This is a genomic window from Phocaeicola paurosaccharolyticus JCM 15092 (assembly GCF_000613805.1).
Taxonomy (GTDB): domain Bacteria; phylum Bacteroidota; class Bacteroidia; order Bacteroidales; family Bacteroidaceae; genus Phocaeicola; species Phocaeicola paurosaccharolyticus.
In genome coordinates, this window is sequence record NZ_BAJR01000001.1 from 286,766 (window position 1) to 312,587 (window position 25,822).

Here is a 25,822-nt window from a genome sequence, read left to right on the forward strand (position 1 = left end):
GAGTTCTTTATGTTGTAGATAAATAGATTTTGAACTATCTTTGTGCAAAATTAATAAGTCAATGATAACATTAGATCAACTAAAAGATATAAAGGACCGTACAGAGGCTTTGAATAGATATCTGGATATAGATAATAAGCTTATCCAGGTTGAAGAGGAACAGCTTCGCACTCAGGCTCCTGGTTTCTGGGATGATGCAAAAACAGCTGAAGCTCAGATGAAAAAGGTTAAGGATCTTCAGAAATGGATAGATGGATATAAGATTGTTAAGACATTATCTGATGAACTTGATCTGGCATTTGATTTTTTTAAAAATGAACTTGTTACAGAACAGGAGATTGATGAAACCTACGCTAAAGCTATAGAGGCAGTAGAATCTCTAGAGCTAAAAAATATGCTTCGTCAGGAGGCAGACCAAATGGATTGTATTCTTAAAATCAATTCAGGGGCTGGTGGTACAGAAAGTCAAGACTGGGCTTCTATGCTTATGAGGATGTATATGCGTTGGGGTGAGACTAATAAGTGTAAGGTAAGTATTTCTAATATTCAGGATGGTGATGAGGCTGGAATCAAGACTGTAACATTACAGATTGAGGGAGGTTTCGCTTACGGATACCTTAAAGGTGAGAATGGAGTTCACAGGCTTGTTAGAGTATCTCCTTATAATGCTCAGGGAAAACGAATGACCTCTTTTGCTTCGGTATTTGTTACTCCTCTTATTGACGACAGCATTGAGGTTAATATCGAGCCTGCTCGTATCTCATGGGATACTTTCCGATCTGGTGGAGCCGGTGGTCAGAACGTCAATAAAGTGGAATCGGGAGTTCGTTTGAGATATCAATATAAAGATCCATATTCTGGTGCTGAAGAAGAGATTTTGATTGAGAATACAGAGACTCGTGATCAGCCAAAGAATAAGGAGAATGCAATGCGTCAGTTGCGATCAATATTATATGATAAAGAGATGCAACACAGGATGGAGGAGCAGGCAAAAGTAGAAGCTAATAAGAAGAAAATTGAATGGGGATCTCAGATAAGGAGTTATGTCTTTGATGATAGAAGAGTGAAGGATCATAGGACCAATTACCAGACATCTGATGTTAATGGAGTTATGGATGGAAAGATTGACGGGTTCATTAAAGCATACCTTATGGAGTTCTCAGACGCAGAGATTTAAAATTATTCTATTTTTGGTTTTATTTGTTGTTTTTAATATGTATATTTGAGATACACTATAAATCTTAATACAATACATATGGGAAAGAGAAACAGAGAAGCATATGCTAAACGGCAAGAAGTGAAAGCCAATAATATTATTAAGGGAATTTTTGTATCTTTGATAGTATTAGCTCTTGTATCAATGGTTTTCTTTGCAGTAAATGCTTAAAAGAGAATTGCTAATTTGAAGTCTTGTACAAACTAATGTATGAGACTTTTTTTATCCATCATAATATGGCTTTAGAGATAGAAAGAAAGTTTCTTGTAGTTGATGATAGCTTTAAAATAGAGAGCTATGAATCTGCTCATATAGTTCAAGGCTATATATGCCGTGAGCCTGGAAAGAGTGTTAGAATAAGAATAAGTGATAATAGAGGTTATATCACTATTAAAGGGAAATCTTCTGACAACGGGCTAAGCAGATTTGAGTGGGAAAAAGAGATTTCATTGAATGATGCAAATGAACTTATCAAATTATGTCCAGGAGGAGTTATTGATAAGATTCGATATAAGGTTAAAAGTGGTGACCATATATTCGAAATAGATGAGTTTTTTGGTGATAATATAGGTCTTGTGGTTGCTGAAGTTGAACTAAGGTCAATAAGCGATGTCGTTATAATGCCCCATTTCATCGGAAAAGAGGTTACGGGAGATATAAGGTATTATAATTCAAATCTTCTGAATAACCCATATATAAGTTGGTCTAAATAATTATTAGTAGATTTGTTCAAACTGAAGAGGGGCATAAACTAATAGTCTATGGGGTAAAAACTGTTATTTATTAGTTATTACTCCTTTTTGTATCTATAATAGAATCATAATTTCATTCAATCTGCATACATTTGTTACATGCAAAATCGCAATGAATTAAAACATTACTAAACTAACTTAATTAAACTCTATTATGAAAACTGAGAATTTCTCCGAGCACCTTGTAAGCCTGCAACCAGAACTACTCTGTTTTGCACTTAAGTTGACTGCCGATAAAAATGATGCGAAAGACCTGTTACAGGCAACATCATTAAAAGCTTTGGATAATGAGTCTAGATTCACCAATGATTACAATTTCAAAGGTTGGGTTTACACCATAATGCGTAATTTATTTATTAATAATTATAGAAAGGTTATAAAGGAGCAAACCTTTTTAGATAAATCAGATGATACTAAATTTCAAATTACTAATACAAAATATTCTGATGATCTTTCTGAATCCTCTTATGATATTAAAGAGATGTACAGGGTAATAAACACTTTCCCAAAAGAAACTAGAGTACCTTTTTCAATGTATGTTTCAGGATTTAAGTATCGTGAGATTGCAGATAAACTAAATCTTCCAATTGGAACGGTTAAAAGTAGAATTTTTGTTACAAGGCAAAAACTCCAAGAACTTCTAAAGGACTATAAATAAGATTCTTTATTATAGTTGTATATATGACCTTACTAATATGATGGCGCCTTCAGTTCTGAGAGAATTGTAGGCGCATTTATTTCTCCTTGACATGAACTAGGGGGCGTAATATATAATATCCAGCTATTGCAGCAGCAAGAACTCCTATTATATTTGAAATAAAATCTGTCCACTCTCCACTTCTGTTTGAGGTTAGGTTTGATTGCATAATCTCTATGCTACCACTCATTAATATGGGTGCAATTATAGCTCCTATGATTATATGCTTCCATATTATTTCTTCATGTATTCTAAGATGCTCATACCACAAGACAAGACTTAAGCCTCCATACATGAGAAAATGCACGATTTTATCGATGTTTGTAACCTCACTAAGCTCTGTCTGTGGAGGTGTAAAGAAAGAGAGGTAACAAATAATAACGATGATAATGATTGCTAATGGATATTTTTTAAAATAATATATCATACCTTAAATTAATTATTATTCGATGTAAAAATAGCTTAAAATTATTATTTTTACAGAATAATTGAGGTTAAATGGAACAAAATGTTATTTTTTAAGTATGCAAGATACAAGAGTAGGATTTGGTAGTAAAATTGGTGGTATATTAGCAGCAGCCGGATCAGCAGTTGGTCTGGGAAATATATGGAGATTCCCATATGAGACAGGAAATCATGGAGGGGCAGCCTTTATTTTAGTTTACTTAGGATGTGTTCTTTTTCTAGGCCTTCCTATTATGGTGGCTGAGTTCTCTATTGGAAGAAGCTCTAAGGCAAGTACAGGTAAGTCTTTTTCTGTATTGGCACCAGGCACACAGTGGAAATGGGTTGGCTACTTAGGTGTTCTAACAGGTTTCTTAATTTTGGGATACTACTCTGTGGTAGCTGGATGGACACTTGAATATATTCTTGAAGCTGGCATTAATGGTTTCGCCAATAATAGACCTGAAGATTTCGTGGTCTCATTCCAATCATTCTCTCAAAATCCATGGAAACCTTTGTTTTGGCTTATAGTGTTCTTACTGATGACTCACTATATTATTGTTAAAGGTGTAAAGAATGGAATTGAAAAGTCATCAAAGATAATGATGCCACTTTTATTTATTATTGTAATTGTTCTGGCTATATGTTCGATAACTTTGCCTAATTCCCAGAAAGGGTTGGAATTCCTTTTCAACCCAGACTTCAGCAAGTTGAATAGTAGCGTTTTTCTTAGTGCACTAGGACAAGCATTCTTCTCATTAAGTTTAGGAATGGGATGTCTTTCAACTTATGCTTCCTATTTTGGGAAAGATGCTAAACTAGGTAATACGGCTGTCAGCGTTGCCACTATTGATACATTAGTAGCTATTCTTGGAGGTGTAATTATATTCCCCGCTGCTTTCTCTGTTGGTATTCAGCCTGATGCTGGGCCATCGTTAATCTTTATAACCTTGCCAAACGTGTTCCAACAAGCTTTTTCTGGTATTCCAATATTAGCATATATCTTCTCGGTATCATTCTATGTACTTTTAGCCTTAGCTGCGTTGACATCTACTATTTCAATGCATGAGGTATCTACTGCATTCCTTAATGAGAAATATGGGATGTCTAGAGGAAGGGCTGCCAAGATCGTTACTGCAGGATGCATCGTAATAGGGGTTATATCATCTCTCTCACTAGGAGTTATGCAGGATTACACTCTGTTTGGTAAAGGAATTTTTGATGCCCTAGACTTTGTTACTGCTAAGATTATGTTACCATTAGGAGGAATGCTTATATCTATATTTGTAGGATGGTATCTTGATAAATCTAGAGTAAAGAATGAATTTACAAACTATGGGAAGATGAAGTTAGGGCTATTCAATGTTTATATTTTCATCCTTAAATATGTTTCGCCTTTGGCAATATCGGCTATCTTCATTAAGGAGTTAAATTTGATTTAATTATGGGGTAAACAATTTTTTCTATTTTTCAAAGAGGGAGAGAAGAGTATTAATACTTTTCTTTCTAATTGCAATAGTATCTGTAGGTGTCTCACTCCTTTTTTCAAAAGAAAAGAGTTATGAGAAGGAAGAGCTTAGTGCTAAAAAAATTGAAGAGATTGATAGCTTTATCAAAAGCCTTAAAGAGAAGAGGTATAAGGATAGCTTGAGGAGGTTTAGTAAGTATAGATACAATAATGAAGAGATCATTTTGGATTACTTTGATCCAAATTTAGCAGATTCTCTCTCATTAAGAAGGGTCGGCATACCTAGATATGTGGTCTCAAATATATTAAAATACCGCAAGGCTGGTGGTAAGTTCAGAGATGTATCTTCTTTTTCAAAAATATATGGACTTACCCTCGCTCTATTTGAAAAGCTAAAGCCATATATTACCATTTCATCGGAATTTTTGGCTAAAAGAGATACTTTTAAGCACAAAGGTATTGATTCAATAAAGATATATAAGTTTCAAGAGGTTACGCAGGTTGACCTAAACTCAGCCGATACAACAATCCTTAAAAAAATCCCTGGAATTGGAAGTGGGCTAGCAAAAATGATTATTGCTTACCGTACACGACTTGGTGGCTATTATTCTGTTGAACAGCTCGATGAAATCGGATATATTGATAATAAACTACATGAATGGTTTGTTGTTAAAAACCCTATTGAAGAGAAGGATAAAATCAAAGTGAATAGCTTTAGTCTTGACCGCTTGAGAAATCATCCATATATGAACTTTTATAAAGCCAAAGTAATTATTGAATATAGGCGTAAGAGAGGTAAAATAAAAAATCTTTCTCAGTTATCCTTTTTTGAAGAGTTCACTGAGAAAGATCTAAATAGGTTAGTATATTATCTTTCTTTTGATTAGTATTTATATCCTGCAGCTTTTGCAATTCTTTCTGGTATTTCGGTGTTATCCATTCTGCCTTGGAACTTCTCTGCTCCAGCACCTATAGCAAATACAGGAACATATCCCGCAGAGTGCCCACCGCTGGTCCATCCTACTAACGCAATGTGGTTAAGTATCTTCATTGCCTCATTTGCTAGAGGCTCATCTTGCTGGTATTCACTTTTCTCCAAATTAACATTTTCCTGGTTGTTGAATGTCTTATCGTAAACATCCATCAAACGTTTCTCTTCTTTATCGTTGAGTTTTATACTGTCCCAGAAGCCGAAGTTTTCTTCCAGACCCTTTTTCACAACATCCCAAGGTACTTTGTTGTTATACTTTTTTCTCAACTCATTGAGTTTTGATGTGAATCCATTAACGCTTACCTTTTGAGAGGATAATGCTTTAAGGTTAAGCGCATATTGACCATTGCCTAAAGCAAAACCTCCTGTTTCATGATCTGCTGTAACCACAATTAGTGTCTCATTTTGATGTTTCTTGTAAAAATCGTAAGCTATCTTTATAGCATTATCCATATCCATGATTTCGTTAACCACCGTTGCAGCATCATTACTATGGCAAGCCCAGTCAATTTTACCACCTTCAACCATAAGGAAGAAACCATTCTTGCTTTTTGAGTATAGGAAGTCTACTGCTGCAGTTGTAATTTCTTGAAGGCTCAAATTTCCAGGTTTTCTGTCTATAGCATAAGGGATGGAACTGTTATCTTTAGCACTATCTGGCTGAAAAAGTATCATTTTCGAAGATTTACCAACATTCTTCTTAAATTCATCATATCCACGTACAAGGTTATATCCTGCCTTCTTGGTTAATGTATATAGGTCAGTGTACTTCTTATCTTTCATCTTAGAATTATAGGGGTCAAGAAAATCGGATCCAGCATAGAAGTCGAATCCAGTATTAATAAGATCCAATCCCATATTGTAATAACTACTTCTTGAACCTTGGTGGCCATAGAAGGCCGCTGGAGTAGCATGATCTACGCTAACACTTGTTGCTATTCCAACACTCTTACCTCTGTTTTTTGCTAAAACTGCGATGCTGTTTACAGGAGAAGTCTGGTCTTTTTTTACACCTATTGCTCCATTCTTAGTCTTATTTCCAGTGGCCAGTGCTGTACCTGCAGCAGCAGAATCTGTTACTCCATTAGTTGCAGAGAAAGTTGTAGCTGTTGTACAATATGGAAACTGAGTGAATAGTAAAGGTGTTATCCCTATCTCACCTTTTAACTCTGAGTTGTACATTTCTGTACATAAAACCTGATTTACTCCCATTCCATCGCCAATAAAGTAGAAAACATACTTAGCTTGCTGTGCGATGGCTATGTTGATAAATAGAAAAACGAAAGTAAATAAACATGATAATTTCTTCATACCTTAATTTTTTAACTGAATGAACTATTGCAAATATATACTATTTTTTTGCTAATGATTATTATATGTATACCAATAATCAATAAGTATATATGAGAAGATTGGCTATCTATCAATTTTTTGATTTATGTCAAAACAGTGGTGGAAATAGTGTTGTAATTTTGCACCAATGATAAAAATAAAATCAAAACTATATTCTTTTATAAGGATACAGGACTCCGAAGCTAAGTCAAAATTGATGGCGCTAGTTATTCCTATATTTATTGAAACTCTTCTTATTATGATGTTGGGTGCTGTAGATACTATTATGCTTAGCCGCTTTTCGGATGATAGTGTTGCTGCTGTTGGAGTGGTAAACCAACTAATAATGTTCACTTTCCTAATATTTGAAGTAATTAATATTGGAACTTCTGTTCTTTGTTCTCAATACATTGGTGCGGGACAGAGGGATAAGGTTGTTCAAGTCGTAGGAGTCTCACTTATTGTTAATATTATTTTTGGTATTTCAATAAGTGCATTGTTATACTTTGGTTCATCTCCTATATTGCAGATTATGGGCCTTAAGGATAATCTTCTTACTCTAGGGGTTGGATATATGAAGATTGTTGGTGCTTTTGCCTTTTTTCAAGCAGTTTCGCTGACTATTTCTGCTTCACTGAAGAGTGCAAATAAGGCAATTTATCCTATGATTGTTACTGTAATAGTAAATATACTCAATATTATAGGCAACTATACCTTGATTTTCGGAAAATTCGGCGTGCCTGCTATGGGTGTTGAAGGTGCTGCTATTTCAACTGCTTTTGCTAGAGGAGTAGCTATGGTAATACTGTTTATTATCTTACTAAAGAAATATATACCAAGTTTTCCTAAAGAGTACTTCACTCCATTCCCTTTTTCACAACTTAAGAATTTGCTTAAAGTTGGAATACCATCAGCTGGTGAAAATATGTCATATAGCCTATCTCAAGTGGTGTTAACCTTCTTCATAGCTATTATAGGTACACACGCTCTTGCAACAAGAACTTACGTAGTCAATATTGTGATGTTTGTCTACCTTTTTGCGGTAGCTATGGCGCAAGGTGGAGCAATATGCATAGGACATTTTGTCGGCATGAAGAAAAATAAGGCTGCTTTCGTCTTAGGGAAATATGTTATGAGAGTTTCAATCATAGTCTCTTTGGTGTTGTCTATGATATGGGCAATTGCTGGTAATACAATATTCTCATGGCTGACAGATAATAGAGATGTCATAGTAATGGGAACTTATATTCTTTTTATAGAAGTATTTCTAGAAATTGGTCGTGCCATAAACATATATGCAACGAATGCATTGAGAGCAGCTGGAGATGTTTTCTATCCGTTTTATGTAGGATTGGTCGTGCAATGGAGTGTAGCGGTGGGGATAGGTTATCTGCTTGGCATCTATTTCGGACTTGGGCTTATAGGTATGTGGTGTGCTTTTGCTATTGATGAGAATATTCGAGGAGTCATTTTCGTAAAAAGATGGAACAGTTTTAAATGGGCTAAAAAAAGCTTTGTGCGTTGAACTTAATTCAACGTTTTGATAGTATGTTATTAAAAAAAGAATTAATTTTGTGCCTGATAATTATCTTTAATAACATTATGGAGCTCAATTTACTCACGGCAATATCACCTATTGATGGTAGATACTGGGGAAAAGCTAATGCTTTATCCAACTATTTTTCTGAATATGCACTTATTAGATACAGAGTGCAGGTAGAGATAGAATACTTTATTACATTATGCGAGTTACCTCTACCTCAACTGAATGATTTTGACCATTCTCATTTTGATTCACTTAGGGATATATATAAGAACTTCTCTGAGAAAGATGCAAATAGAATTAAAGAGATTGAGGGTGTGACTAATCACGATGTTAAGGCTGTTGAGTATTTTATAAAAGAGCAATTTGACAAACTCGGTAATTTAGAGCAATATAAAGAGTTTATCCATTTCGGCTTAACTTCTCAAGATATCAACAATACATCTATTCCTCTCTCAATTAAAGAGGCTCTTAATGATGTATATTATCCACAGATAGAAGAACTTATATCTCAGCTGAATACATTTGCTGAAGAATGGGCTGAGATTCCTATGTTGGCAAAGACACATGGTCAGCCAGCTTCTCCTACAAGATTGGGTAAAGAGATAATGGTATTTGTATATAGATTGAGACGCCAGGTTGAGCTCTTGAAAACACTACCTCTTACAGCTAAGTTCGGTGGTGCAACAGGTAACTATAACGCTCATAATGTTGCTTATCCATCATTCGATTGGAAGAAATTTGGCAACAAGTTTGTAAGTGAGAAATTAGGCTTGGAGCGTGAAGAGTATACTACTCAGATTTCAAATTATGATAATCTTGGAGCCATATTTGATACAATGACTCGCATCAACACTATTATGATTGATATGAATCGTGACTTCTGGCAATATATCTCAATGGAATATTTCAAACAGAAGATCAAAGCAGGCGAAGTTGGTTCAAGTGCAATGCCTCATAAAGTCAATCCTATAGATTTTGAAAATGCAGAAGGTAATTTAGGAGTAGCTAGTGCACTTCTTCAGCATTTGTCAATAAAGTTGCCTATATCAAGACTGCAACGTGATTTGACCGACTCTACAGTATTACGTAATGTTGGAGTCCCTTTTGCTCATATAATCATTGCTATTCAGAGTTCCTTAAAAGGACTTAGAAAAGTTATACTTAATGAGGCAGCTATATATAATGATTTGGATAACTGCTGGAGTGTTGTTGCTGAGGCTATTCAGACAATATTGAGAAGAGAGGGATATCCTCATCCATACGAAGCTTTGAAAGCTTTGACAAGAACAAATCAGAAGATGACAGAGGAATCAATAAGAGAGTTTATTGAAACATTGAATGTTAGTGAAGAGATAAAGAAAGAACTAAGAAATATCACTCCTCACAACTATACAGGTATTTAATTTGTTATAAAAAAGATAGGAAATAAAGCCCGAGAGGGCGACATTAATAATTTTAATATTAGTATCATGAGTACAGAAAACGAAAACAAACCTGAAGGAACAACAGGTAATGATGAAAGACAGAATGTAAGCCGTGAAGGTGGTTATAGATCTTATAACAGATATAATAGTGATTCTAGTCAGCGTTCATATCGCCCTCGTACTAACAGTTACAACCGTGATGGTGGTGACAGGCAGTACAGACCATCTTATAATAATCGTTATAACAGCTACGGGAATAATGGCGATCGTCCACAACGTCCTCGTTTCAATAATAACAATGAAGAAAATAACGGAGAACAAAGAAGCTACCGCCCTCGTACAAACAACTACAATAGGGAGGATGGCGAACAGCGTTCATATCGCCCACGTACAAATAACTACAGCCGTGAAGGAGGCGATAGACCATACAATGGCGGAGAAAGGCCATATAATAATGGTGAAAGATCGTACAATAGTGGTGAAAGACCATACAATGGTGGTGAAAGGCCATACAATAGTCGACCTTCTTACCACCGTTACGACAATAATTCAGACCGTCCACAGCGCCCACGCAGCTACGGTCAGAATAACAGATATGATAATGGAGGTGGAATAGACCGTCCACAAAGACCTCGTTTTACTCCTGGAGGTTATCAGAATAACTCAGGAAGAGGTCGCTCATACTCTACTGGATACAATCCTAATGCTAAATATAGCATGAAGAAACAGATAGAGTATAAAGATATCCTTACTGATCCAAATGAACCTATCAGATTGAATAAGTTCCTTGCTAATGCAGGAATATGTTCTCGTAGAGAGGCTGATGAATATATTACAGCAGGTGTTGTCTCTGTAAATGGTGAAGTAGTATCAGAATTGGGAACAAAGATTAAGCGTACTGACGAAGTTAAGTTCCATGATGAATCTGTAAAGATTGAGAAGAAGGTATATGTTCTTCTAAACAAACCAAAGGATTGTGTGACAACATCAGATGATCCTCAGGAGAGAAAGACTGTAATGGATTATGTAAAAGACGCTTGCAACGAGAGAATATATCCTGTAGGTCGTCTTGACAGAAATACAACAGGCGTTCTTCTTCTTACAAATGATGGAGACCTTGCTTCTAAACTTACTCATCCTAAGTTTATGAAGAAAAAGATTTATCATGTATATTGTGATAAGAATGTATCAAAAGCTGACCTTGATCAGATTCTTGAGGGTATCACTCTCGAAGATGGTGAGATACACGCAGATGAGATAAATTATGCTTCGGATACTGATAAGTCTCAGATAGGTATCGAAATCCATTCTGGGAAAAACAGAATAGTACGTCGTATCTTTGAATCTTTAGGCTATAAGGTTATTAAACTTGACAGAGTTTATTTTGCAGGTTTGACAAAGAAAGGGCTTAGAAGAGGAGATTGGAGATACCTTACTGAACAAGAGGTGAACGTACTTCGTATGGGGTCATTCGAATAATAAACTTAAACTATAAGGGGCAGATTTATATCTTGCCCCGGTTACATTAATATAAAAAGACAAAACGATGGAAAAAATTAGTAGGACAAGAATAATTGACATGCTGAAACGTCGTGATTTTGGCATTTCTGTCAATGTAAAAGGGTGGGTTCGTACCAGACGCGGCAGTAAACAAGTTAGTTTTATTGCTCTTAATGATGGTTCTACAATAAATAATATTCAGATTGTTGTCGACTTGGGCAACTTTGATGAAGAACTTCTTAAGTTAATAACTACTGGCGCTTGCTTGAGTATTAATGGTACATTGGCTGAATCTATAGGTTCCGGTCAGGCAGCAGAGATACATGCAACAGAGATTGAGATTCTTGGTGCTTGTGATAATACATATCCTTTGCAGAAAAAGGGTCATACAATGGAGTTCCTTCGTGAGATAGCTCATTTGCGTCCTCGTACAAATACATTTGGAGCTGTATTCCGTATCCGCCATAACATGGCTATCGCTATACATAAATATTTCCATGATCATGGTTTCTATTATTTCCATACACCTATTATCACAGCATCCGACTGTGAAGGTGCTGGTCAGATGTTCCAGGTCACTACAAAGAATCTTTACGATCTTACTAAGGATGAGAACGGCTCAATAATTTACGATGATGATTTCTTCGGAAAGCAGGCAAGCCTTACCGTGTCTGGACAGCTTGAAGGTGAGTTAGCTGCTACAGCATTAGGAGCTATATATACTTTTGGACCTACATTCCGTGCTGAAAACTCAAATACTCCACGTCACTTAGCAGAGTTCTGGATGATTGAACCTGAAGTTGCATTCAATGATATCATCGATAATATGGACCTAGCTGAGGACTTCATCAAGTATTGTGTTAAGTGGGCTTTAGATAACTGTGCTGATGATGTGAAATTCTTGAACGATATGTTTGATAAGGGACTTATCGAGCGACTCCAGAGTGTGTTAGACGAGGATTTTGTCCGTCTCCCATATACTGAAGGAATAAAGATTCTTGAAGAGGCAGTAGCTAACGGACGTAAATTCGAGTTCCCTGTATATTGGGGAGTTGACTTGGCTTCTGAACATGAGAGATTCCTTGTAGAAGAGCATTTTAAACGTCCTGTTATACTTACTGACTATCCAAAAGAGATTAAGGCGTTCTATATGAAACAGAATGAAGATGGAAAGACTGTTCGTGCAATGGATGTTCTATTCCCAAAGATTGGAGAGATTATCGGAGGTTCTGAAAGAGAATCTGATTATAACAAGCTTGTAAGTCGAGTAGAAGAACTTAATATACCTATGAAGGATATGTGGTGGTATCTTGACACTCGTAAGTATGGAACATGTCCTCATTCAGGATTTGGTCTCGGTTTCGAGAGATTACTTCTGTTTGTTACCGGTATGAGTAACATACGTGACGTTATTCCTTTCCCACGTACACCAAAGAATGCAGAATTCTAATCTTACAATTATATATTATAATAGCCGCCTTCAAAGGGTGGCTATTTTTTATCTCATATAAAAATGCACAAAACTGAGAAAAATGTGTTATATCTTACGAAATTTTATTACTCAAAATGATGCTGATTGAAAATAATATATAACTTTGTGCCTTTAAGAAATAAATTAGGTCAAATAAATCCATGCCAACGCTTTACATAATAGCAGGATGTAATGGAGCTGGAAAAACAACAGCTTCTTATACTGTTTTACCTGAAATTTTGGACTGCAAGGAGTTTGTCAATGCCGACGAGATTGCAAAAGGACTATCCCCTTTTAACCCTTCCAGCGTTGCTATAGAGGCAGGTAGACTTATGTTGAGAAGAATTTCGGAACTAATGAACCTTGGTGTTACATTTTCTGTAGAAACGACTCTATCTACCCGTTCGTATATAAACCTTATTAAACAAGCACAGGCTTTCAATTATACAGTAAGCCTTATATATTTTTGGTTAAATACTCCTGAGCTTGCTATTGAAAGAGTTAAACAAAGAGTTGCTAATGGTGGTCATGATGTGCCATCTCCTATAATACGTCGTAGATACTATTCAGGCTTATCCAACTTCTTCAACATATATATGTCATGTGTTGACTATTGGATGCTGGCAGATAATAGTATAACACCAAGAGTTATTGTAGCTGATGCTTTCAAGAAAGGTGATCATCCACATATATACACTCCGGTACTTTATAATTTAATTAAAAGTTATGTCAACTGAGGAAGAGTATAAAGAATTAAGTGCAAAATTGCGTTATGGATTAGAGTTGGCTGAGCAGCGCCTTATAGAGGATACAGCTAAACGTGAGGGAACATTATGTTATGGCTGTGCCGATGGCAAAGTTATTCGTGTCTCTGCATCCGAGTTACTAAAGCTTCGTGAAAACATCAGCCGCGAGTCTGAAAATGCCGAAGCAGATTATTACAGTGTACTTAGTAATTGGTAATGAGATAATAATTCTGCGCTATTGATTGTACTGTGGTTTTATCTTAAATCAGGCTATTCGACTAAAAATCAGCTAAAATTTCATTAATTTGTTTGACTTTTATTGGAAAAGCAGTACCTTTGCAATCCGATTATTATAAAAAGTTTATAAAGATTTAATTCTTAGCGTATTAGACTCCTTTGTCCGGGGATGATTAGTTACGCTGAGATAAATTGTTTTTTAGTAGTTAACATTTAAAAAAAATTAAGAGTGGATACTTTAAGTTACAAGACCATTTCTGCAAACAAAGAAACAGCAACTAAAGAATGGGTTGTTGTTGATGCTACCGATCAGGTCGTTGGCCGTATCGGTTCCAAAGTTGCGAAACTGTTGAGAGGTAAGTACAAACCAAACTTTACCCCTCATGCTGACTGCGGTGATAATGTAATTATCATTAATGCAGACAAAGTGAAATTTACAGGAAATAAGTGGAATGACAAGGTTTATCTTAGCTATACAGGTTATCCTGGTGGCCAGAGAGAAATCACTCCTGCACAATTGATGGCTAAACCTAATGGTGAAGAAAGGCTATTAAAGAGAGTAGTAAAGGGTATGCTCCCTAAGAATCGTCTAGGAGCTAAATTGTTGAGTAATCTTTATGTTTATGCCGGTTCAGAGCACAAGCATGAGGCTCAATCACCTAAAACAATTGATATTAATTTACTTAAATAAGAAACATGGAAGTAGTAAATGCATTAGGCAGACGTAAACGCTCAATTGCTCGCGTGTTCGTAAGCGAAGGTACAGGAAAGATTACTATTAACAAGAGAGACCTTGCTCAGTACTTTCCATCAACTATTCTTCAGTATGTAGTAAAACAGCCTTTGACTAAACTTGAAGTTGCTGAAAAATATGATATTAAAGTAAATCTTTGTGGTGGTGGTTTCACAGGTCAGTCACAGGCTTTGCGCCTTGCAATCGCTCGTGCTTTAGTGAAAATCAATCCAGAAGATAAGAAAGCTCTACGTTCAGAAGGTTTTGTAACTCGCGATTCTCGTTCTGTTGAACGTAAGAAACCAGGTAGACCAAAAGCACGTCGTAGATTCCAGTTCAGTAAACGTTAATATCCGGTTTTACTGCGAACTGGCTAAGAAGCGTTTAGTATCTAAACCAGCGGGATTCTATATGATAGACTACTCGATGGTTGGTTGAGAAAAACAAAAAAGAAAGTAAACGATTTAAAGAATAACAAAGATGTCAAGAACTAATTTTGATGCATTATTGGAAGCCGGATGTCACTTCGGACACCTTAAAAGAAAGTGGAATCCAGCAATGGCTCCTTATATTTTCATGGAACGCAATGGTATCCATATCATTGACCTCCACAAAACTGTCGCTAAGATAGATGAAGCTGCTGAAGCTTTAAAACAAATTGCAAAATCAGGAAAGAAGATCCTGTTTGTTGCTACTAAAAAACAAGCTAAACAAGTTGTAGCTGACAAAGCTACATCTGTAAATATGCCTTACGTTATTGAGCGTTGGCCAGGTGGTATGTTGACCAACTTCCCAACAATCCGTAAAGCAATCAAGAAGATGGCTACTATCGATAAGTTAACAAACGATGGTACATATTCTAACCTTTCAAAGAGAGAAGTATTGCAAATCTCTCGTCAACGTGCAAAACTTGAGAAGAATCTTGGTTCTATTGCAGACCTAACTCGTCTTCCTTCTGCACTTTTCATAATTGATGTTATGAAAGAAAACATTGCAGTTCGTGAAGCAAACCGTTTAGGTATTCCTGTATTTGCAATGGTTGATACAAACTCAGATCCTTCTGATATTGACTTTGTAATCCCTGCAAATGATGATGCAACAAAATCAATTGAAGTTGTTCTTGATGCATGTTGCTCAGCTATCGCTGAAGGCTTGGAAGAAAGAAAAGCTGAAAAAGTAGATATGGAAGCTGCTGGTGAGAATACTCAGAAAGCTGCTGCTAAGAGAAAAACTACTAAAGCTCGTATGGATAAAGCAGAAGAGGCAGCAATCAATGCTGCAAAAGCTGCTGCATTCTTGAAAGACGAGGAAGAAGCTTAATATACTTTTTTGAGAGTTGAGAGTCGATGGTTGAGGATTACAAATGCAATTCTCAACCATCTATTCTCAGCTCTCAACTGCTTTTAACACATTATTATTAACAATAAAAAAATTAGAATATTATGGCTGTTACTATGGCTGATATTACCAAGCTTCGTAAATTGAGCGGTGCTGGTATGATGGACTGTAAAAATGCTCTAGCAGAGACAGATGGAGATTTAGATAAGGCAATGGAGATAATCCGTAAGAAGGGTCAGGCTGTTGCTGCAAAACGTTCTGATCGTGATGCCTCAGAAGGTTGTGTTTTAGCTAAGACTACAGGTAAATTGGCTGCTATGATTGCTTTGAAGTGCGAGACTGACTTTGTAGCTAAGAATGCTGATTTTGTAGCTTTAACAAATGAAATCCTTGATGCTGCTATTGCCAACAAATGTGCTACTCTTGATGAAGTTAATGCTTTGCCTTTGGGTAATGGTACAATAGCTGATGCTGTTACAGGCCGTAGCGGTATTACAGGTGAGAAGATGGAACTTGATGGTTATTTCGTTGTTGAAGGTGAGAGTACATCTGTTTACAATCACCAAGGCAAGAACCAACTTTGTACTATTGTTGCGTTTAATAAGCCAGCCAGCGATGCTATCGCTCACGAATTAGCTATGCAGATTGCTGCTATGAACCCAATTTCTGTTGATGAGGCTAGCGTTCCTGCTTCTGTTGTTGAAGCTGAAATGCAAGTTGCCATTGAAAAGACAAAAGAAGAACAGGTTAAGAAAGCTGTTGAGGCTGCTTTGAAGAAAGCTGGTTTTAATCTTTATATCGCTGAGAATGAAGAACATCTTAACGAAGGTATCATGAAGGGTTCTATCACTGAAGCTCAAGCTGAGGAAATCCGTCAGCTTAAGGAGAGTGTTGCTGCTGAAAAAGCTGCTAATCTTCCTGAACAGATGATACAAAACATTGCTAAGGGACGTATCGCTAAATTCTACAAAGAAGTTTGTCTTTTGAACCAGGAGGATATCATGGATCCTAAGAAGACTGTAGCTGAAGTATTGAAAGAGGCTGATCCTGAGTTGAAGGTTTTATCTTTCAAACGTTTCACTTTGCGTGCTGAATAATCTATAGATAAATAGAAATAATAAAAGAACGTTTTGCTTAGCAGAACGTTCTTTTTTATTTTAGATAGGCATACTTGTAAGTTATTAGAGATAATTATCTCTATCAATATGTTTTAATAATCTATAAATATGGATAGAAACCTCATTCAATTGTTATCTCAGGAAATCCTTTCTTAATTATTTCTATAGCTCTATCATAGTTTTCCTCACTAACCTGAAGCTCCTCTTGAAAATCGGGTATGAATCCATAAGCTGCTGACAGATTTTCGTTCCTTACAAAGTATGGAATCTCTTCGTCATCTAATATGCTTTTTAGAATAGCCAATTGATAGCTATTTTGCATTTGTGGTAAACTTTTTAGTGTCATAATATTAGTATTTTAAGTAATATAATTTATTATATTATTGGGGATAAAAGTATAAGCTATTTTGTCTGAGTATAACCTTCACTCTTGAGTATTTCAATTATTTTAAGCTTAAACTCTCCTTGAATAAGTATCTCTCCATCTTTAACTGTGCCTCCTACGCCACATTTTGTCTTCAACAACTTTCCTAACTCTTTCAAATCATCTTCAGCTCCTACGAAACCTTTTATGAGGGTTACAGTCTTTCCCCCTCGGCTTTTCTTCTCTATAGAGACTCTTAGTTTTTGCTGTTTTTTATCTATAGTATTAACCTCTTCTTCGTCAAGAGTCTCATATTTGAAATCTGGATTAGTTGAATAAATCACATTCAATCTCTCTTTCCAATCATTACTTTTCATGGGTGTATTTTTTAATTTATATAACAAAGAAACGGAAATTAAGTTTCTCATGTTTCCATATAATCTAAAGTATATATTAAATATCTTTTGACGAAATAAAATGGCTCTATTTTTTATTTTTTGTAATTATATAAACCTGTAACTTTTATTTGCAAGTTGGTTTGTCACCTATTATTTGTCGGTTCTTTTATTCCATCATGGTAAATTTTTCTTAATCCAAGGAACAATCAAATAATATATTTTTATTACTCATATCATTTTCTTGGAAATAAAAATGTATTTTTGCATGGTACACAATAGAATATCCAAATAATGGATGCAGACAAGCTGAGAATAACAGAAAAAGTACCGGAACCGACTTTACGTAGATTGCCATGGTATCTCTCTAATGCTAAGTTGATGAGAGATAATGGTGAGATATTTGTGTCTTCTACCCAGATAAGTAAAGAGACAAGTATCGATGCTTCGCAGGTTGCAAAAGATCTTTCGTATATGAATATATCCGGCCGTACCAGGGTTGGTTACGAAATTAATGATCTTATTGATGAGTTGGAATCTTTCCTAGGCTTTACAAAGATGCATAAGGCCTATCTGTTTGGTGTTGGTAGTCTTGGTGGAGCTCTTCTCAGAGACTCTGGACTTAACCATTTCGGCCTTGAAATTGTAGGAGCTTTTGATATCAACCCCGAAATAGTTGGCCAGAAAATAAATGGTATTCCCATTTATCATACTGATGAGTTTGAGAATATGATGTCTAAAAGTGGTGTGAACATAGGTGTGCTTACCGTTCCAATCAATATAGCCCAGAGAATATCAGATAAAATGGTATCTGGAGGTATAAAGGCAATATGGAACTTTACCCCATTCCGTATACGGGTTCCAGAAAATATTGTAGTACAGAATACTTCACTCTATGCACATTTGGCGGTTATGTTTAATCGTCTTAATCTAATTCAAGATAAAGATCAATGAAAATATTTGCAGTTGGGATGAACTATGAAGCTCATTGTCATGAGTTGCATGAGAAAGAGTCTCTTCCTAAAGAACCTGTTATTTTTTTGAAACCTGATTCAGCTTTGCTGAAAGATGGTAAGCCTTTTTTCATTCCTGATTTTTCATCTCAGGTAGAGTATGAGACTGAACTCGTTGTAAGGATAAACAGACTTGGTAAAAATATAGCTCCTCGTTTTGCACATAGATACTATGATGCTGTAACAGTAGGTATTGACTTTACAGCACGTGATCTTCAGATTAAACTACGTTCAGAGGGAAAACCTTGGGAGATAAGTAAGGGATTTGATAGTTCGGCTGTAATAGGTGATTTTATATCGGTTGATGAATTTAAAGATCTTCAGGATATAGATTTCCATCTTAATATTAATGATACAGAGGTACAGAAAGGTAATAGCTCTGATATGATATTCAAGATAGATGAGATTATCGCCTATATAAGCCAATTCTATACTTTAAAAATAGGTGATCTGCTATTTACCGGTACACCGGTAGGTGTAGGACCAGTAAAGATGGACGACCATTTGCAAGGATTTATAGCTGATAAAAAGTTATTAGACTTTTATGTAAGATGAAGATAAGAGTGGGATTTGGATATGATGTTCATAAACTTGTTGAAGGACGAGATTTATGGCTGGGTGGTATAAAAATTGAGCACGAATTGGGCCTTTTGGGCCATTCTGATGCTGATGTTCTTATTCATGCTATATGTGATGCACTTCTTGGTGCGGCAAATATGAGAGATATAGGTTATCATTTCCCTGACACTTCATCTACTTATGAGAATATAGACAGTAAGATTCTTCTTGCTAAAACTATAGATATTATTGCAGAGAAGGGATATAAAGTTGGAAATATAGATGCAACAGTATGTGCTGAGCGTCCTAAGCTGAAAAAACATATACCCGAGATGCAAACAGTTTTAGCTAGTATTATGGGTGTAGACGAGGATGATGTCTCTATAAAGGCTACAACAAGCGAAAAACTTGGCTTTACTGGTAGGGAAGAGGGAATATCTGCTTATGCAACAGTTTTGATAAGCAAGGAGAGTTAACTATATAATTTATTCCTTATCCCAGAGCAATTCCCAATGATAGTAACAGACCAAAAATAAAAATGTTCCGTCCGGTTTTTCCTAGGACTCTGTTAAGTTCTTTACCTTTCCCAATTCTGACCATTTCATTCCATGTTAATATATGAGGTATTAAGTAGATTTGTGGCAGTATTGCAGCCCAATATAGTCCATTAAATGCAAAGTACCAGCATAGCTCCGCTGCTATTACTCCTGTGATTAAATAGAGCGCCTTTCCTGAACTGGCACCCATCTTTACTATTAAGGTTTTTTTGCCGTTCTGCTTATCCTGTTCAAAGTCTCTGTAGTTGTTAACCATCAAGAGTGAATCAATAACGATACCGCAGGCTAGTGAAGCTATAGTGATGCTACTTGTCCATGTATGCGACATCACATAATAAGTGCAACCGACAGGAATAAACCCAAAAAATATTATAACTAGTAAGTCTCCCCACCCATGATATGCCAGAGGATATGGTCCTGCTGTATAGAGGAAGGCGAAAATGATACATAATATGCCAACCGGTATCATTTCAAGACCGCCGAAAAATAGCAGAAAGAAACCTATAAGAGATGCTGTCATGGTTGTGAATGCAATACCTCGTTTCATGGCTTCAGTACTTATCCATCCTTGAGTACAAGCTCTTTTAGGACCAAGTCGGTCCTCTCCGTCAGAACCTTTTATAAAATCGAATAGGTCGTTTATGAAGTTGGCATCTATCTGCATTAGGAATGCAAAGATGAAACACAATATGGCAGGTGTAAAGGCGAAGTATCCATCATTATATGCCAAAGAAGAGCCTATTAGTACAGGAACCGCTGCTCCAGATAGAGTTTTAGGCCTAGATGCTAAAATCCATGCTTTTACAGAATTTATTTTAATCTCTTTCATTATACATCGTTTATATTACAAAGATACGTTGATAGAGTAATAAATTCAATAAATGGTGATATTTTATTATTTTTGCCGATATGTCTATATCTAAGTGTAATATTGTTGTTGCTCTGCTTATTGCAGTCATTTGTACCTCTTGTGCTACAGCCTCTTTCTCGAAATATAAGGGGGTGGGAAGAGTGAAGAGATATGAATTGTATAGTAAAGACCTACCTGATGAGTTTGATGGAACTAAGGTCGCTTTTGCATCCGATTTTCATTATAAGAGTAAGCTTACTTACAAGAGATTAGGTGGAGTGGTGCGAGCAATAAACTCTGTGAATCCTGATATCCTCATTCTAGGAGGAGATTATCCTGGGAAGAGTGAAGGGCAAGATATGGATACTCTATTTTATTATATTTCTAAAGTCAGGACAAAATATGGAACATTTGCTGTCCGAGGGAACCACGAATCAGGATCCGTTTACCAACAGATCATGATCGCTTTTAAAAAGTATGGGATTACTTGCCTGGAAGATGAAGGAAGATTTATAAATGGCGATAGTTCACATATAGTAGTTGCAGGAGTGAAGAACTCATTCGATACGTTGTCATACAATAAATCTATTTCGCAGAAATATGGGAGTGATGAATTTGTGATACTTGTTTCTCATTCTCCAGATTATGCTCAGATTAAGGATGTCTCTAATGCTGATCTTGTCTTGAGTGGACATACCCACGGAGGACAAATAACCCTGTTTAAAAAGCTTGCTCCGATAACAAACTCAAGATATGGTACCTCTTTTCTTACTGGTTTAAAACATAACAATAAAGGTATTCCAATAATAATAACCAATGGAGTAGGAACATCCAGAAGAAAAGTTCGCATTTTTACCCCTAGTGAGGTAGTGATTGTTACTCTTCATAAAGAGTAGTATAGATACAATAAAAGCAGATACATTATGTACCTGCTTTTACTGTAATAATATCTCTGAATCTCTTAGTTTATTTTGAAAGCTATTGCTGTCTTACAAGGCATATTGCCTGAGTATGTAATTTCCAAACAATCTTTATTCTGTTGCCATTTCACTTTTGTGTTGCTTCCAAGAAGAGTAACCTTTCTTACTTTCTCTACGCTGCTTCCCAAAGAGTTAATCTTTATAGTATCTCCAGATTTAGGTAATGCCATACAGAAGGCATATAGTGAGCCATTTTTACCTACTGAGAAGCGAATGTCCTGAGCAGTAAACTTAAAGTCTGCCTGATTTTTGCCAAGTCCTCCTCCAGGTAGCTTTTTAAGTTTCCCATTTATCATTTCTCCCTCTCCTAAAGTCTTCCAGGCATGGCTACCATATATAGCTTCTCCGTTAATTTTCAACCATTTGCCGACCTCCTCAAGCATTTCCTCACATTTGTCTTCTATTGAACCATCAGGACGCATTGGAATATTTAGTGCTACATTGCCATCGCGACTAATAGCTTCGATAATAAAACGTATCATAGAGTTTGAATCGTATGTGAATCCAGGGGCATAAAACCAGTCGCCAACAGGAGCTTCACGAATCCAAGGCTGTGTAGTGTCAATATTATCAGGGAAATCAAATTCTGCTGTGTTTACCGAACCATTTGTTGGACGACGGAATTTTATAATGCTGAATGTATTTACTTTTCCACGAGTCTTTAAGCAACGGTTATAATAGTCAGCCATAACAACCTGCATTGCATTGCACTTATAACCTGTCCCGGTTCCGTTACCAGTGAATGGTCCTTGAACAGTACCATCGGTATATATGAAATCAGGGTCATAGTTGGCTGTAACATCCATCATTCTAAGAGCCCATTGAGTGGCATACCATTTGCATATTCTAGATGTCTCCAGAATATACCTGCATTTGCAGGTGACCATGGTGAATTAGCCTTTTCAGCTACGCTATCATATTCACGAAGATTGATTCCATAAAGTCTTCTTGGGTCAAGACCTTCCCACCATTTGCCTTTTCCATCTGCTAGTGTAAGATTCCCGTCGTAAGGGACTCCTTTCTTATCTCCATAGGTGTCGCTCTGAAAAGCAGTTTGCCACCACCACCATGTATATTCGTGGTGGAAAGTTACTCCATAATGCATCTTTTGCTTTTTACAAGCGTTCACCCATTCCCTAAGTAAGTCTCGTTTAGGACCAACATTTACAGAATTCCATGGCTGATAGCGTGAATTCCACAAATCATAGTTGTCATGATGTACTCCTTGAATCATCAAAAAACGTGCTCCCGCTTTCTTATATAGTGCAGTAAGGCGCTGAGGGTCGAGTTTTGTAGGGTTCCAATCTCTTAGTACCTCTTTGTAACCAACTTCTGAAGGATGCCCATAGCGTTTTAAATGATTGTTATATGCATTGCTGCCTTGCGTGTATAATTTTCTTGCATACCAATCGCCACTTTCTCCAGCAGCTTGTGGACCAAAATGCACCCAAAATCCTATTTTAGCTTCACGTAGCCATTCCGGTTCCCCAGGGTAGTTAGATTCTATAGATTCCCAACTAGGTTTAAATGGTCCGTCAGTAATAGGTATATCGAGTTGAACTTCTTTGAAGGTGTTGCTATCTTCAAGTTTTACCATATTTTCTTTCAGTGCTGTAGGAACCTCAGGGAAAGGAGGGAGCTCTGGAAGTTGAACAGTTCCAGACTTCTGAGCACAAACTGAAGAAGCCATGCATAGTCCGGCTGTAAGTACGATTGATTTAATATTAATGTAATTCATGATTGCATAAAATAAAAAAGATATATTTTTGAACACAAATGTACTTTTTCTGTATTATGAAACAATATTAGATATGAAAATATGAATAAAGTAACCATAATATGCAATTAAAAGTCGATATATGTAAAATGCAAAAAAATAATATCTTATCTGATTGCCGAGATATACTATTGTTGGCAGTAGGCAATGCTCGGCATAATGGTGATTGGAATTATGGTCCAATAAACAGTTGCTTTACACGCGTCTATTATGTTTATGAAGGAAGAGCAACTGTTCATATAAATGGTAGAATGATGGAACTTCTACCAGATCATCTTTATATCATCCCACCATTTGTGACTCATATTGATAGATGTGATGGAGTGTTTGGTCATTACTATGTTCATTTTCTTGACAAAGACCATAGATTGTTACATCTCTATTCTAATTATGATTTGCCTTTTGAGATAGACTCATCTCTATTCGATAGACAAGTTATTGAAAGATTGTGTGAGTTGTGTGCTGATATGTATATACGCGATTCGCATCCTGAAACATATGAGAATGACATTCAGATTCAGAATGTAATAGCAAAGTATAACGCACTTTCTGAATTCAACAAAATAGAGATCTATTCTTTGCTACTTACCTTGATTACCCGTTTTTTGGAAAAATCATCTAAAAAGAACGGCATTAAGGATGATCGTATTAAAAGAACATTGCAAACTATAGGGTCTGATATTTCACTTCCTATATCTATAGATAAGTTGGCGAATGGTGTGGCATTAGGGAAGGACCGATTTATAAGACTATTCAAACAAGAAGTGGGAGAGACACCGGTAAGATACATTATGAAACAAAAAATTGAGCGAGCTCAAATATTACTTACTTCTTCTGATATGCGTATAAAAGAGATTGCTTATTCGCTTGGATTTACCTCTGAGGCATACTTCGACCGTGTTTTCTTATTATATGTTCATTTGAGTCCAACAGATTTTCGCAGGCAAAATTATACTGTTTGATAGTATGGGCAGGGATGATTCTAGTAGAAAAGAGTTTTATTTATGCCATGCTTTTTCAACTCTGTATATACTTTTTCAGGAAGAAAGAAACGAAGGTCCTTTCCCTCAATGAAGCTTTCGCGAATAAAGGTTGAACTGATTTCTATTATAGGAGAATTGGTGATTTTTACGTTCTTGGGGAGATTTAGTTCATCAATTTCATATCCTCCACGTGGATATACAAAAATCTCGAAAGAGTCGATTATCTTATCTGCATCTTTCCATTTATTGAAAACCTGCCAGTTGTCAGCCCCAATAATTAGAGTGAAAAGCCTGTCAGGATAACTCTCCTTAAGTTTCTGGAGAGTATTTATAGAATATGAAGGACGTGGCAGGTAGAATTCAATATCAGACACCTTAAATTTAGGGTATTCATCAATGGCAAGTTGCATGAGTTTTAATCTTAGCTCATCTGACATGAGTTCAGACTCATTCTTGAAAGGATTATGCGGTGAAACCATAAACCACACCTCATCTAGCTTTTCGAACTCACATATGTAGTTGGCAATAGCCAGATGACCTATATGTGGAGGATTGAATGATCCTCCGAATATGCCTGTTCTTATTTTGCCTTTTTTCTCCATAGATGGAAATTTACAGCCTGACCTATGACTACTACAACCATAAGTATAGCGATAAAATAGTTAGCTCTTTCTATAGCCATGTAGCAAACAACTGAAGCAGCTATTGCTATGAGTATAGTCAAAACTAACATAATATTGGCCATTGTCTTTCTTTTCATATTATTTGTTTAAAAAGTTATTAATAGTTTCAAAAGCATCTTCTTTTGCTTTCTCTAAGTCGTCATTTATGATAATCTTATCAAATTTGTTGGCAAATCCCAACTCATACTCAGCTTTCTTTATTCTATTTTCAATAACCTCAGGAGTATCTGTTCCTCTTCCTTCAAGTCTCTTTCTTAGTTCAGTTACTGAAGGTGGCTGTACAAATAAAGAGAGGGCTCTTTCACCATAATACTTCTTAATGTTACATCCTCCAACGACATCAACGTCGAATACAACGTTGTACCCATCTTGAAGTTGTTTTTCGATAGGGGCCTTCAGTGTGCCATAGAATTTGTCTGTATATACCTCTTCATATTCCAGAAATTCATTGTTGGTAATCTTTTTTCTGAACTCATCTGGAGTGAGAAAGAAATATTCTACTCCATCTTTTTCTGTACCTCTTGGTGATCTGCTTGTTGCTGATACCGAGAATGCCAGATTTAGCCCCTTAGTTAAAAGATAATTAATTATAGTAGATTTACCTGATCCAGATGGAGCAGAAAAAATAATAAGTTTACCTGCCATTGTA

The 25,822-nt window shown here is 36.2% G+C and carries 31 protein-coding genes; 21 read left to right on the forward strand and 10 right to left on the reverse strand.

Translation table 11 applies throughout. The features are described from left to right. The first annotated feature begins 61 nt into the window (after positions 1-61). From prfB to JCM15092_RS01160, 4 genes are all read left to right on the forward strand, one after another. Complete coding sequence (gene prfB / locus JCM15092_RS01145) at positions 62-1,177, forward strand: peptide chain release factor 2 (protein WP_024993046.1); 1,116 nt, start codon at positions 62-64, stop codon at positions 1,175-1,177. Between the two features lie 78 nt (positions 1,178-1,255). After that, positions 1,256-1,387 (forward strand): hypothetical protein, encoded by a 132-nt coding sequence (locus JCM15092_RS17785; protein WP_262501358.1) that lies wholly within the window; start codon positions 1,256-1,258, stop codon positions 1,385-1,387. A gap of 65 nt (positions 1,388-1,452) precedes the next feature. After that, on the forward strand, positions 1,453-1,929 hold the full coding sequence (locus tag JCM15092_RS01155) for a CYTH domain-containing protein (protein WP_024993047.1): 477 nt from the start codon (positions 1,453-1,455) through the stop codon (positions 1,927-1,929). A 193-nt stretch (positions 1,930-2,122) separates the two neighbouring features. Then, the gene (locus tag JCM15092_RS01160; RefSeq protein ID WP_024993048.1) at positions 2,123-2,626 is read left to right on the forward strand and encodes an RNA polymerase sigma factor; all 504 of its coding nucleotides are present in this window, start codon (positions 2,123-2,125) and stop codon (positions 2,624-2,626) included. A 76-nt stretch (positions 2,627-2,702) separates the two neighbouring features. Here the strand turns inward: JCM15092_RS01160 and JCM15092_RS01165 are convergent, their stop codons facing one another. Then, entirely contained in the window at positions 2,703-3,092 is a 390-nt protein-coding gene (locus tag JCM15092_RS01165; protein WP_024993049.1) for a VanZ family protein, read from the reverse strand. A 97-nt stretch (positions 3,093-3,189) separates the two neighbouring features. Between JCM15092_RS01165 and JCM15092_RS01170 the strand changes: the two genes are divergently transcribed. Then, positions 3,190-4,551 carry a sodium-dependent transporter gene (locus tag JCM15092_RS01170; RefSeq protein WP_024993050.1) on the forward strand — a complete coding sequence of 454 codons (1,362 nt, stop codon included), beginning with the start codon at positions 3,190-3,192 and terminating at the stop codon, positions 4,549-4,551. Positions 4,552-4,801: 250 nt separating this feature from the next. Next, entirely contained in the window at positions 4,802-5,464 is a 663-nt protein-coding gene (locus JCM15092_RS01175; RefSeq protein WP_235782241.1) for a helix-hairpin-helix domain-containing protein, read from the forward strand. Here the strand turns inward: JCM15092_RS01175 and JCM15092_RS01180 are convergent. Continuing rightward, the gene (locus tag JCM15092_RS01180) at positions 5,461-6,879 is read right to left on the reverse strand and encodes an alkaline phosphatase (protein ID WP_024993052.1); all 1,419 of its coding nucleotides are present in this window, start codon (positions 6,877-6,879) and stop codon (positions 5,461-5,463) included. The genes JCM15092_RS01175 and JCM15092_RS01180 overlap by 4 nt on opposite strands. Before the next feature lie 238 nt (positions 6,880-7,117). Between JCM15092_RS01180 and JCM15092_RS01185 the strand changes: the two genes are divergently transcribed. The 10 genes from JCM15092_RS01185 to tsf all read left to right on the forward strand — a co-directional run bounded on the left by JCM15092_RS01185 (position 7,118) and on the right by tsf (position 16,992). Continuing rightward, complete coding sequence (locus tag JCM15092_RS01185; protein ID WP_051532450.1) at positions 7,118-8,425, forward strand: MATE family efflux transporter; 1,308 nt, start codon at positions 7,118-7,120, stop codon at positions 8,423-8,425. Between the two features lie 77 nt (positions 8,426-8,502). Beyond that, the gene (purB, locus tag JCM15092_RS01190; RefSeq protein WP_024993054.1) at positions 8,503-9,849 is read left to right on the forward strand and encodes an adenylosuccinate lyase; all 1,347 of its coding nucleotides are present in this window, start codon (positions 8,503-8,505) and stop codon (positions 9,847-9,849) included. A gap of 66 nt (positions 9,850-9,915) precedes the next feature. Next, positions 9,916-11,349: a pseudouridine synthase gene (locus tag JCM15092_RS01195; protein ID WP_024993055.1), complete on the forward strand. Its 1,434-nt coding sequence runs from the start codon at positions 9,916-9,918 to the stop codon at positions 11,347-11,349. Between the two features lie 67 nt (positions 11,350-11,416). Beyond that, on the forward strand, positions 11,417-12,820 hold the full coding sequence (asnS, locus tag JCM15092_RS01200) for an asparagine--tRNA ligase (RefSeq protein ID WP_024993056.1): 1,404 nt from the start codon (positions 11,417-11,419) through the stop codon (positions 12,818-12,820). A 182-nt stretch (positions 12,821-13,002) separates the two neighbouring features. Then, complete coding sequence (locus JCM15092_RS01205; RefSeq protein WP_024993057.1) at positions 13,003-13,578, forward strand: ATPase; 576 nt, start codon at positions 13,003-13,005, stop codon at positions 13,576-13,578. Further along, positions 13,568-13,804 carry a DUF8506 family protein gene (locus tag JCM15092_RS01210; RefSeq protein ID WP_024993058.1) on the forward strand — a complete coding sequence of 79 codons (237 nt, stop codon included), beginning with the start codon at positions 13,568-13,570 and terminating at the stop codon, positions 13,802-13,804. The genes JCM15092_RS01205 and JCM15092_RS01210 overlap by 11 nt, the downstream gene beginning before the upstream one ends. 249 nt (positions 13,805-14,053) lie before the next feature. Continuing rightward, positions 14,054-14,515, forward strand: coding sequence for a 50S ribosomal protein L13 (gene rplM, locus JCM15092_RS01215; RefSeq protein ID WP_024993059.1), 462 nt, complete (start codon positions 14,054-14,056; stop codon positions 14,513-14,515). A 5-nt stretch (positions 14,516-14,520) separates the two neighbouring features. Next, a complete protein-coding gene (gene rpsI / locus JCM15092_RS01220; protein WP_024993060.1) occupies positions 14,521-14,907 on the forward strand; it encodes a 30S ribosomal protein S9 in 387 nt (128 codons plus the stop codon). A gap of 130 nt (positions 14,908-15,037) precedes the next feature. Continuing rightward, on the forward strand, positions 15,038-15,877 hold the full coding sequence (gene rpsB / locus JCM15092_RS01225; RefSeq protein ID WP_024993061.1) for a 30S ribosomal protein S2: 840 nt from the start codon (positions 15,038-15,040) through the stop codon (positions 15,875-15,877). Positions 15,878-15,999: 122 nt separating this feature from the next. Continuing rightward, positions 16,000-16,992, forward strand: a complete 993-nt coding sequence (gene tsf, locus JCM15092_RS01230; protein ID WP_024993062.1) for a translation elongation factor Ts — start codon at positions 16,000-16,002, stop codon at positions 16,990-16,992. A gap of 142 nt (positions 16,993-17,134) precedes the next feature. Here the strand turns inward: tsf and JCM15092_RS01235 are convergent, their stop codons facing one another. Together JCM15092_RS01235 and JCM15092_RS01240 are read right to left on the reverse strand one after the other, a co-directional pair. Then, positions 17,135-17,359 (reverse strand): putative signal transducing protein, encoded by a 225-nt coding sequence (locus JCM15092_RS01235; protein WP_034541398.1) that lies wholly within the window; start codon positions 17,357-17,359, stop codon positions 17,135-17,137. 56 nt (positions 17,360-17,415) lie between these two features. After that, positions 17,416-17,754 (reverse strand): translation initiation factor, encoded by a 339-nt coding sequence (locus JCM15092_RS01240; RefSeq protein ID WP_024993064.1) that lies wholly within the window; start codon positions 17,752-17,754, stop codon positions 17,416-17,418. A 312-nt stretch (positions 17,755-18,066) separates the two neighbouring features. Here JCM15092_RS01240 and JCM15092_RS01245 point away from each other — a divergent pair, with 312 nt between their 5' ends. Genes JCM15092_RS01245 through ispF form a run of 3 tightly spaced genes read left to right on the forward strand, consistent with a single transcriptional unit; the run spans position 18,067 to position 19,819 of the window. Further along, positions 18,067-18,726 carry a redox-sensing transcriptional repressor Rex gene (locus tag JCM15092_RS01245; RefSeq protein ID WP_024993065.1) on the forward strand — a complete coding sequence of 220 codons (660 nt, stop codon included), beginning with the start codon at positions 18,067-18,069 and terminating at the stop codon, positions 18,724-18,726. Next, entirely contained in the window at positions 18,723-19,340 is a 618-nt protein-coding gene (locus JCM15092_RS01250) for a fumarylacetoacetate hydrolase family protein (RefSeq protein WP_024993066.1), read from the forward strand. Before JCM15092_RS01245 ends, JCM15092_RS01250 begins: the two co-directional genes overlap by 4 nt. Next, the gene (gene ispF, locus JCM15092_RS01255) at positions 19,337-19,819 is read left to right on the forward strand and encodes a 2-C-methyl-D-erythritol 2,4-cyclodiphosphate synthase (RefSeq protein ID WP_024993067.1); all 483 of its coding nucleotides are present in this window, start codon (positions 19,337-19,339) and stop codon (positions 19,817-19,819) included. The genes JCM15092_RS01250 and ispF overlap by 4 nt, the downstream gene beginning before the upstream one ends. 16 nt (positions 19,820-19,835) lie before the next feature. Here ispF and JCM15092_RS01260 read toward each other — a convergent pair whose 3' ends face one another. Beyond that, positions 19,836-20,729, reverse strand: a complete 894-nt coding sequence (locus JCM15092_RS01260; RefSeq protein ID WP_024993068.1) for a 1,4-dihydroxy-2-naphthoate polyprenyltransferase — start codon at positions 20,727-20,729, stop codon at positions 19,836-19,838. Positions 20,730-20,809: 80 nt separating this feature from the next. On the opposite strand from JCM15092_RS01260, the gene JCM15092_RS01265 reads away from it, so the two are divergent. Beyond that, on the forward strand, positions 20,810-21,646 hold the full coding sequence (locus JCM15092_RS01265; RefSeq protein ID WP_034541401.1) for a metallophosphoesterase: 837 nt from the start codon (positions 20,810-20,812) through the stop codon (positions 21,644-21,646). A gap of 65 nt (positions 21,647-21,711) precedes the next feature. Here the strand turns inward: JCM15092_RS01265 and JCM15092_RS17315 are convergent, their stop codons facing one another. Both JCM15092_RS17315 and JCM15092_RS17320 read right to left on the reverse strand, forming a co-directional pair. Further along, positions 21,712-22,539 carry an alpha-L-fucosidase gene (locus JCM15092_RS17315; RefSeq protein WP_051532447.1) on the reverse strand — a complete coding sequence of 276 codons (828 nt, stop codon included), beginning with the start codon at positions 22,537-22,539 and terminating at the stop codon, positions 21,712-21,714. After that, positions 22,536-23,468, reverse strand: coding sequence for an alpha-L-fucosidase (locus tag JCM15092_RS17320; protein WP_051532448.1), 933 nt, complete (start codon positions 23,466-23,468; stop codon positions 22,536-22,538). Before JCM15092_RS17320 ends, JCM15092_RS17315 begins: the two co-directional genes overlap by 4 nt. Positions 23,469-23,596: 128 nt before the next feature. On the opposite strand from JCM15092_RS17320, the gene JCM15092_RS01275 reads away from it, so the two are divergent. After that, entirely contained in the window at positions 23,597-24,469 is an 873-nt protein-coding gene (locus tag JCM15092_RS01275; protein ID WP_024993070.1) for an AraC family transcriptional regulator, read from the forward strand. Positions 24,470-24,489: 20 nt separating this feature from the next. Here JCM15092_RS01275 and nadD read toward each other — a convergent pair whose 3' ends face one another. The 3 genes from nadD to gmk are packed head-to-tail and all read right to left on the reverse strand — an operon-like array spanning position 24,490 to position 25,818. Next, positions 24,490-25,092 carry a nicotinate (nicotinamide) nucleotide adenylyltransferase gene (nadD, locus tag JCM15092_RS01280; RefSeq protein ID WP_024993071.1) on the reverse strand — a complete coding sequence of 201 codons (603 nt, stop codon included), beginning with the start codon at positions 25,090-25,092 and terminating at the stop codon, positions 24,490-24,492. Beyond that, positions 25,071-25,250 carry a hypothetical protein gene (locus JCM15092_RS01285; protein ID WP_024993072.1) on the reverse strand — a complete coding sequence of 60 codons (180 nt, stop codon included), beginning with the start codon at positions 25,248-25,250 and terminating at the stop codon, positions 25,071-25,073. The genes nadD and JCM15092_RS01285 overlap by 22 nt, the downstream gene beginning before the upstream one ends. A 1-nt stretch (position 25,251) precedes the next feature. Next, positions 25,252-25,818 carry a guanylate kinase gene (gene gmk / locus JCM15092_RS01290; protein ID WP_024993073.1) on the reverse strand — a complete coding sequence of 189 codons (567 nt, stop codon included), beginning with the start codon at positions 25,816-25,818 and terminating at the stop codon, positions 25,252-25,254. Between the last annotated feature and the right edge of the window lie 4 nt (positions 25,819-25,822).

Coding starts and splice junctions, on each gene's coding strand:
- JCM15092_RS17785 (WP_262501358.1), top strand. CDS start 1,256: ATGGGAAAGAGAAACAGAGAAGCATATGCTAAACGGCAAGAAGTGAAA.
- JCM15092_RS01275 (WP_024993070.1), top strand. CDS start 23,597: ATGCAAAAAAATAATATCTTATCTGATTGCCGAGATATACTATTGTTG.
- purB (WP_024993054.1), top strand. CDS start 8,503: ATGGAGCTCAATTTACTCACGGCAATATCACCTATTGATGGTAGATAC.
- JCM15092_RS01185 (WP_051532450.1), top strand. CDS start 7,118: ATGGCGCTAGTTATTCCTATATTTATTGAAACTCTTCTTATTATGATG.
- nadD (WP_024993071.1), bottom strand. CDS start 25,092: ATGGAGAAAAAAGGCAAAATAAGAACAGGCATATTCGGAGGATCATTC.
- JCM15092_RS01210 (WP_024993058.1), top strand. CDS start 13,568: ATGTCAACTGAGGAAGAGTATAAAGAATTAAGTGCAAAATTGCGTTAT.
- JCM15092_RS01250 (WP_024993066.1), top strand. CDS start 18,723: ATGAAAATATTTGCAGTTGGGATGAACTATGAAGCTCATTGTCATGAG.
- asnS (WP_024993056.1), top strand. CDS start 11,417: ATGGAAAAAATTAGTAGGACAAGAATAATTGACATGCTGAAACGTCGT.
- JCM15092_RS01240 (WP_024993064.1), bottom strand. CDS start 17,754: ATGAAAAGTAATGATTGGAAAGAGAGATTGAATGTGATTTATTCAACT.
- JCM15092_RS01265 (WP_034541401.1), top strand. CDS start 20,810: ATGTCTATATCTAAGTGTAATATTGTTGTTGCTCTGCTTATTGCAGTC.
- JCM15092_RS17320 (WP_051532448.1), bottom strand. CDS start 23,468: ATGAATTACATTAATATTAAATCAATCGTACTTACAGCCGGACTATGC.
- rpsB (WP_024993061.1), top strand. CDS start 15,038: ATGTCAAGAACTAATTTTGATGCATTATTGGAAGCCGGATGTCACTTC.
- JCM15092_RS01165 (WP_024993049.1), bottom strand. CDS start 3,092: ATGATATATTATTTTAAAAAATATCCATTAGCAATCATTATCATCGTT.
- JCM15092_RS01155 (WP_024993047.1), top strand. CDS start 1,453: ATGGCTTTAGAGATAGAAAGAAAGTTTCTTGTAGTTGATGATAGCTTT.
- JCM15092_RS01235 (WP_034541398.1), bottom strand. CDS start 17,359: ATGACACTAAAAAGTTTACCACAAATGCAAAATAGCTATCAATTGGCT.
- tsf (WP_024993062.1), top strand. CDS start 16,000: ATGGCTGTTACTATGGCTGATATTACCAAGCTTCGTAAATTGAGCGGT.
- JCM15092_RS01260 (WP_024993068.1), bottom strand. CDS start 20,729: ATGAAAGAGATTAAAATAAATTCTGTAAAAGCATGGATTTTAGCATCT.
- JCM15092_RS01245 (WP_024993065.1), top strand. CDS start 18,067: ATGGATGCAGACAAGCTGAGAATAACAGAAAAAGTACCGGAACCGACT.
- JCM15092_RS01180 (WP_024993052.1), bottom strand. CDS start 6,879: ATGAAGAAATTATCATGTTTATTTACTTTCGTTTTTCTATTTATCAAC.
- JCM15092_RS01205 (WP_024993057.1), top strand. CDS start 13,003: ATGCCAACGCTTTACATAATAGCAGGATGTAATGGAGCTGGAAAAACA.
- rpsI (WP_024993060.1), top strand. CDS start 14,521: ATGGAAGTAGTAAATGCATTAGGCAGACGTAAACGCTCAATTGCTCGC.
- gmk (WP_024993073.1), bottom strand. CDS start 25,818: ATGGCAGGTAAACTTATTATTTTTTCTGCTCCATCTGGATCAGGTAAA.
- ispF (WP_024993067.1), top strand. CDS start 19,337: ATGAAGATAAGAGTGGGATTTGGATATGATGTTCATAAACTTGTTGAA.
- JCM15092_RS01195 (WP_024993055.1), top strand. CDS start 9,916: ATGAGTACAGAAAACGAAAACAAACCTGAAGGAACAACAGGTAATGAT.
- JCM15092_RS01285 (WP_024993072.1), bottom strand. CDS start 25,250: ATGAAAAGAAAGACAATGGCCAATATTATGTTAGTTTTGACTATACTC.
- JCM15092_RS01160 (WP_024993048.1), top strand. CDS start 2,123: ATGAAAACTGAGAATTTCTCCGAGCACCTTGTAAGCCTGCAACCAGAA.
- prfB (WP_024993046.1), top strand. CDS start 62: ATGATAACATTAGATCAACTAAAAGATATAAAGGACCGTACAGAGGCT.
- JCM15092_RS17315 (WP_051532447.1), bottom strand. CDS start 22,539: ATGATGGATGTTACAGCCAACTATGACCCTGATTTCATATATACCGAT.
- JCM15092_RS01170 (WP_024993050.1), top strand. CDS start 3,190: ATGCAAGATACAAGAGTAGGATTTGGTAGTAAAATTGGTGGTATATTA.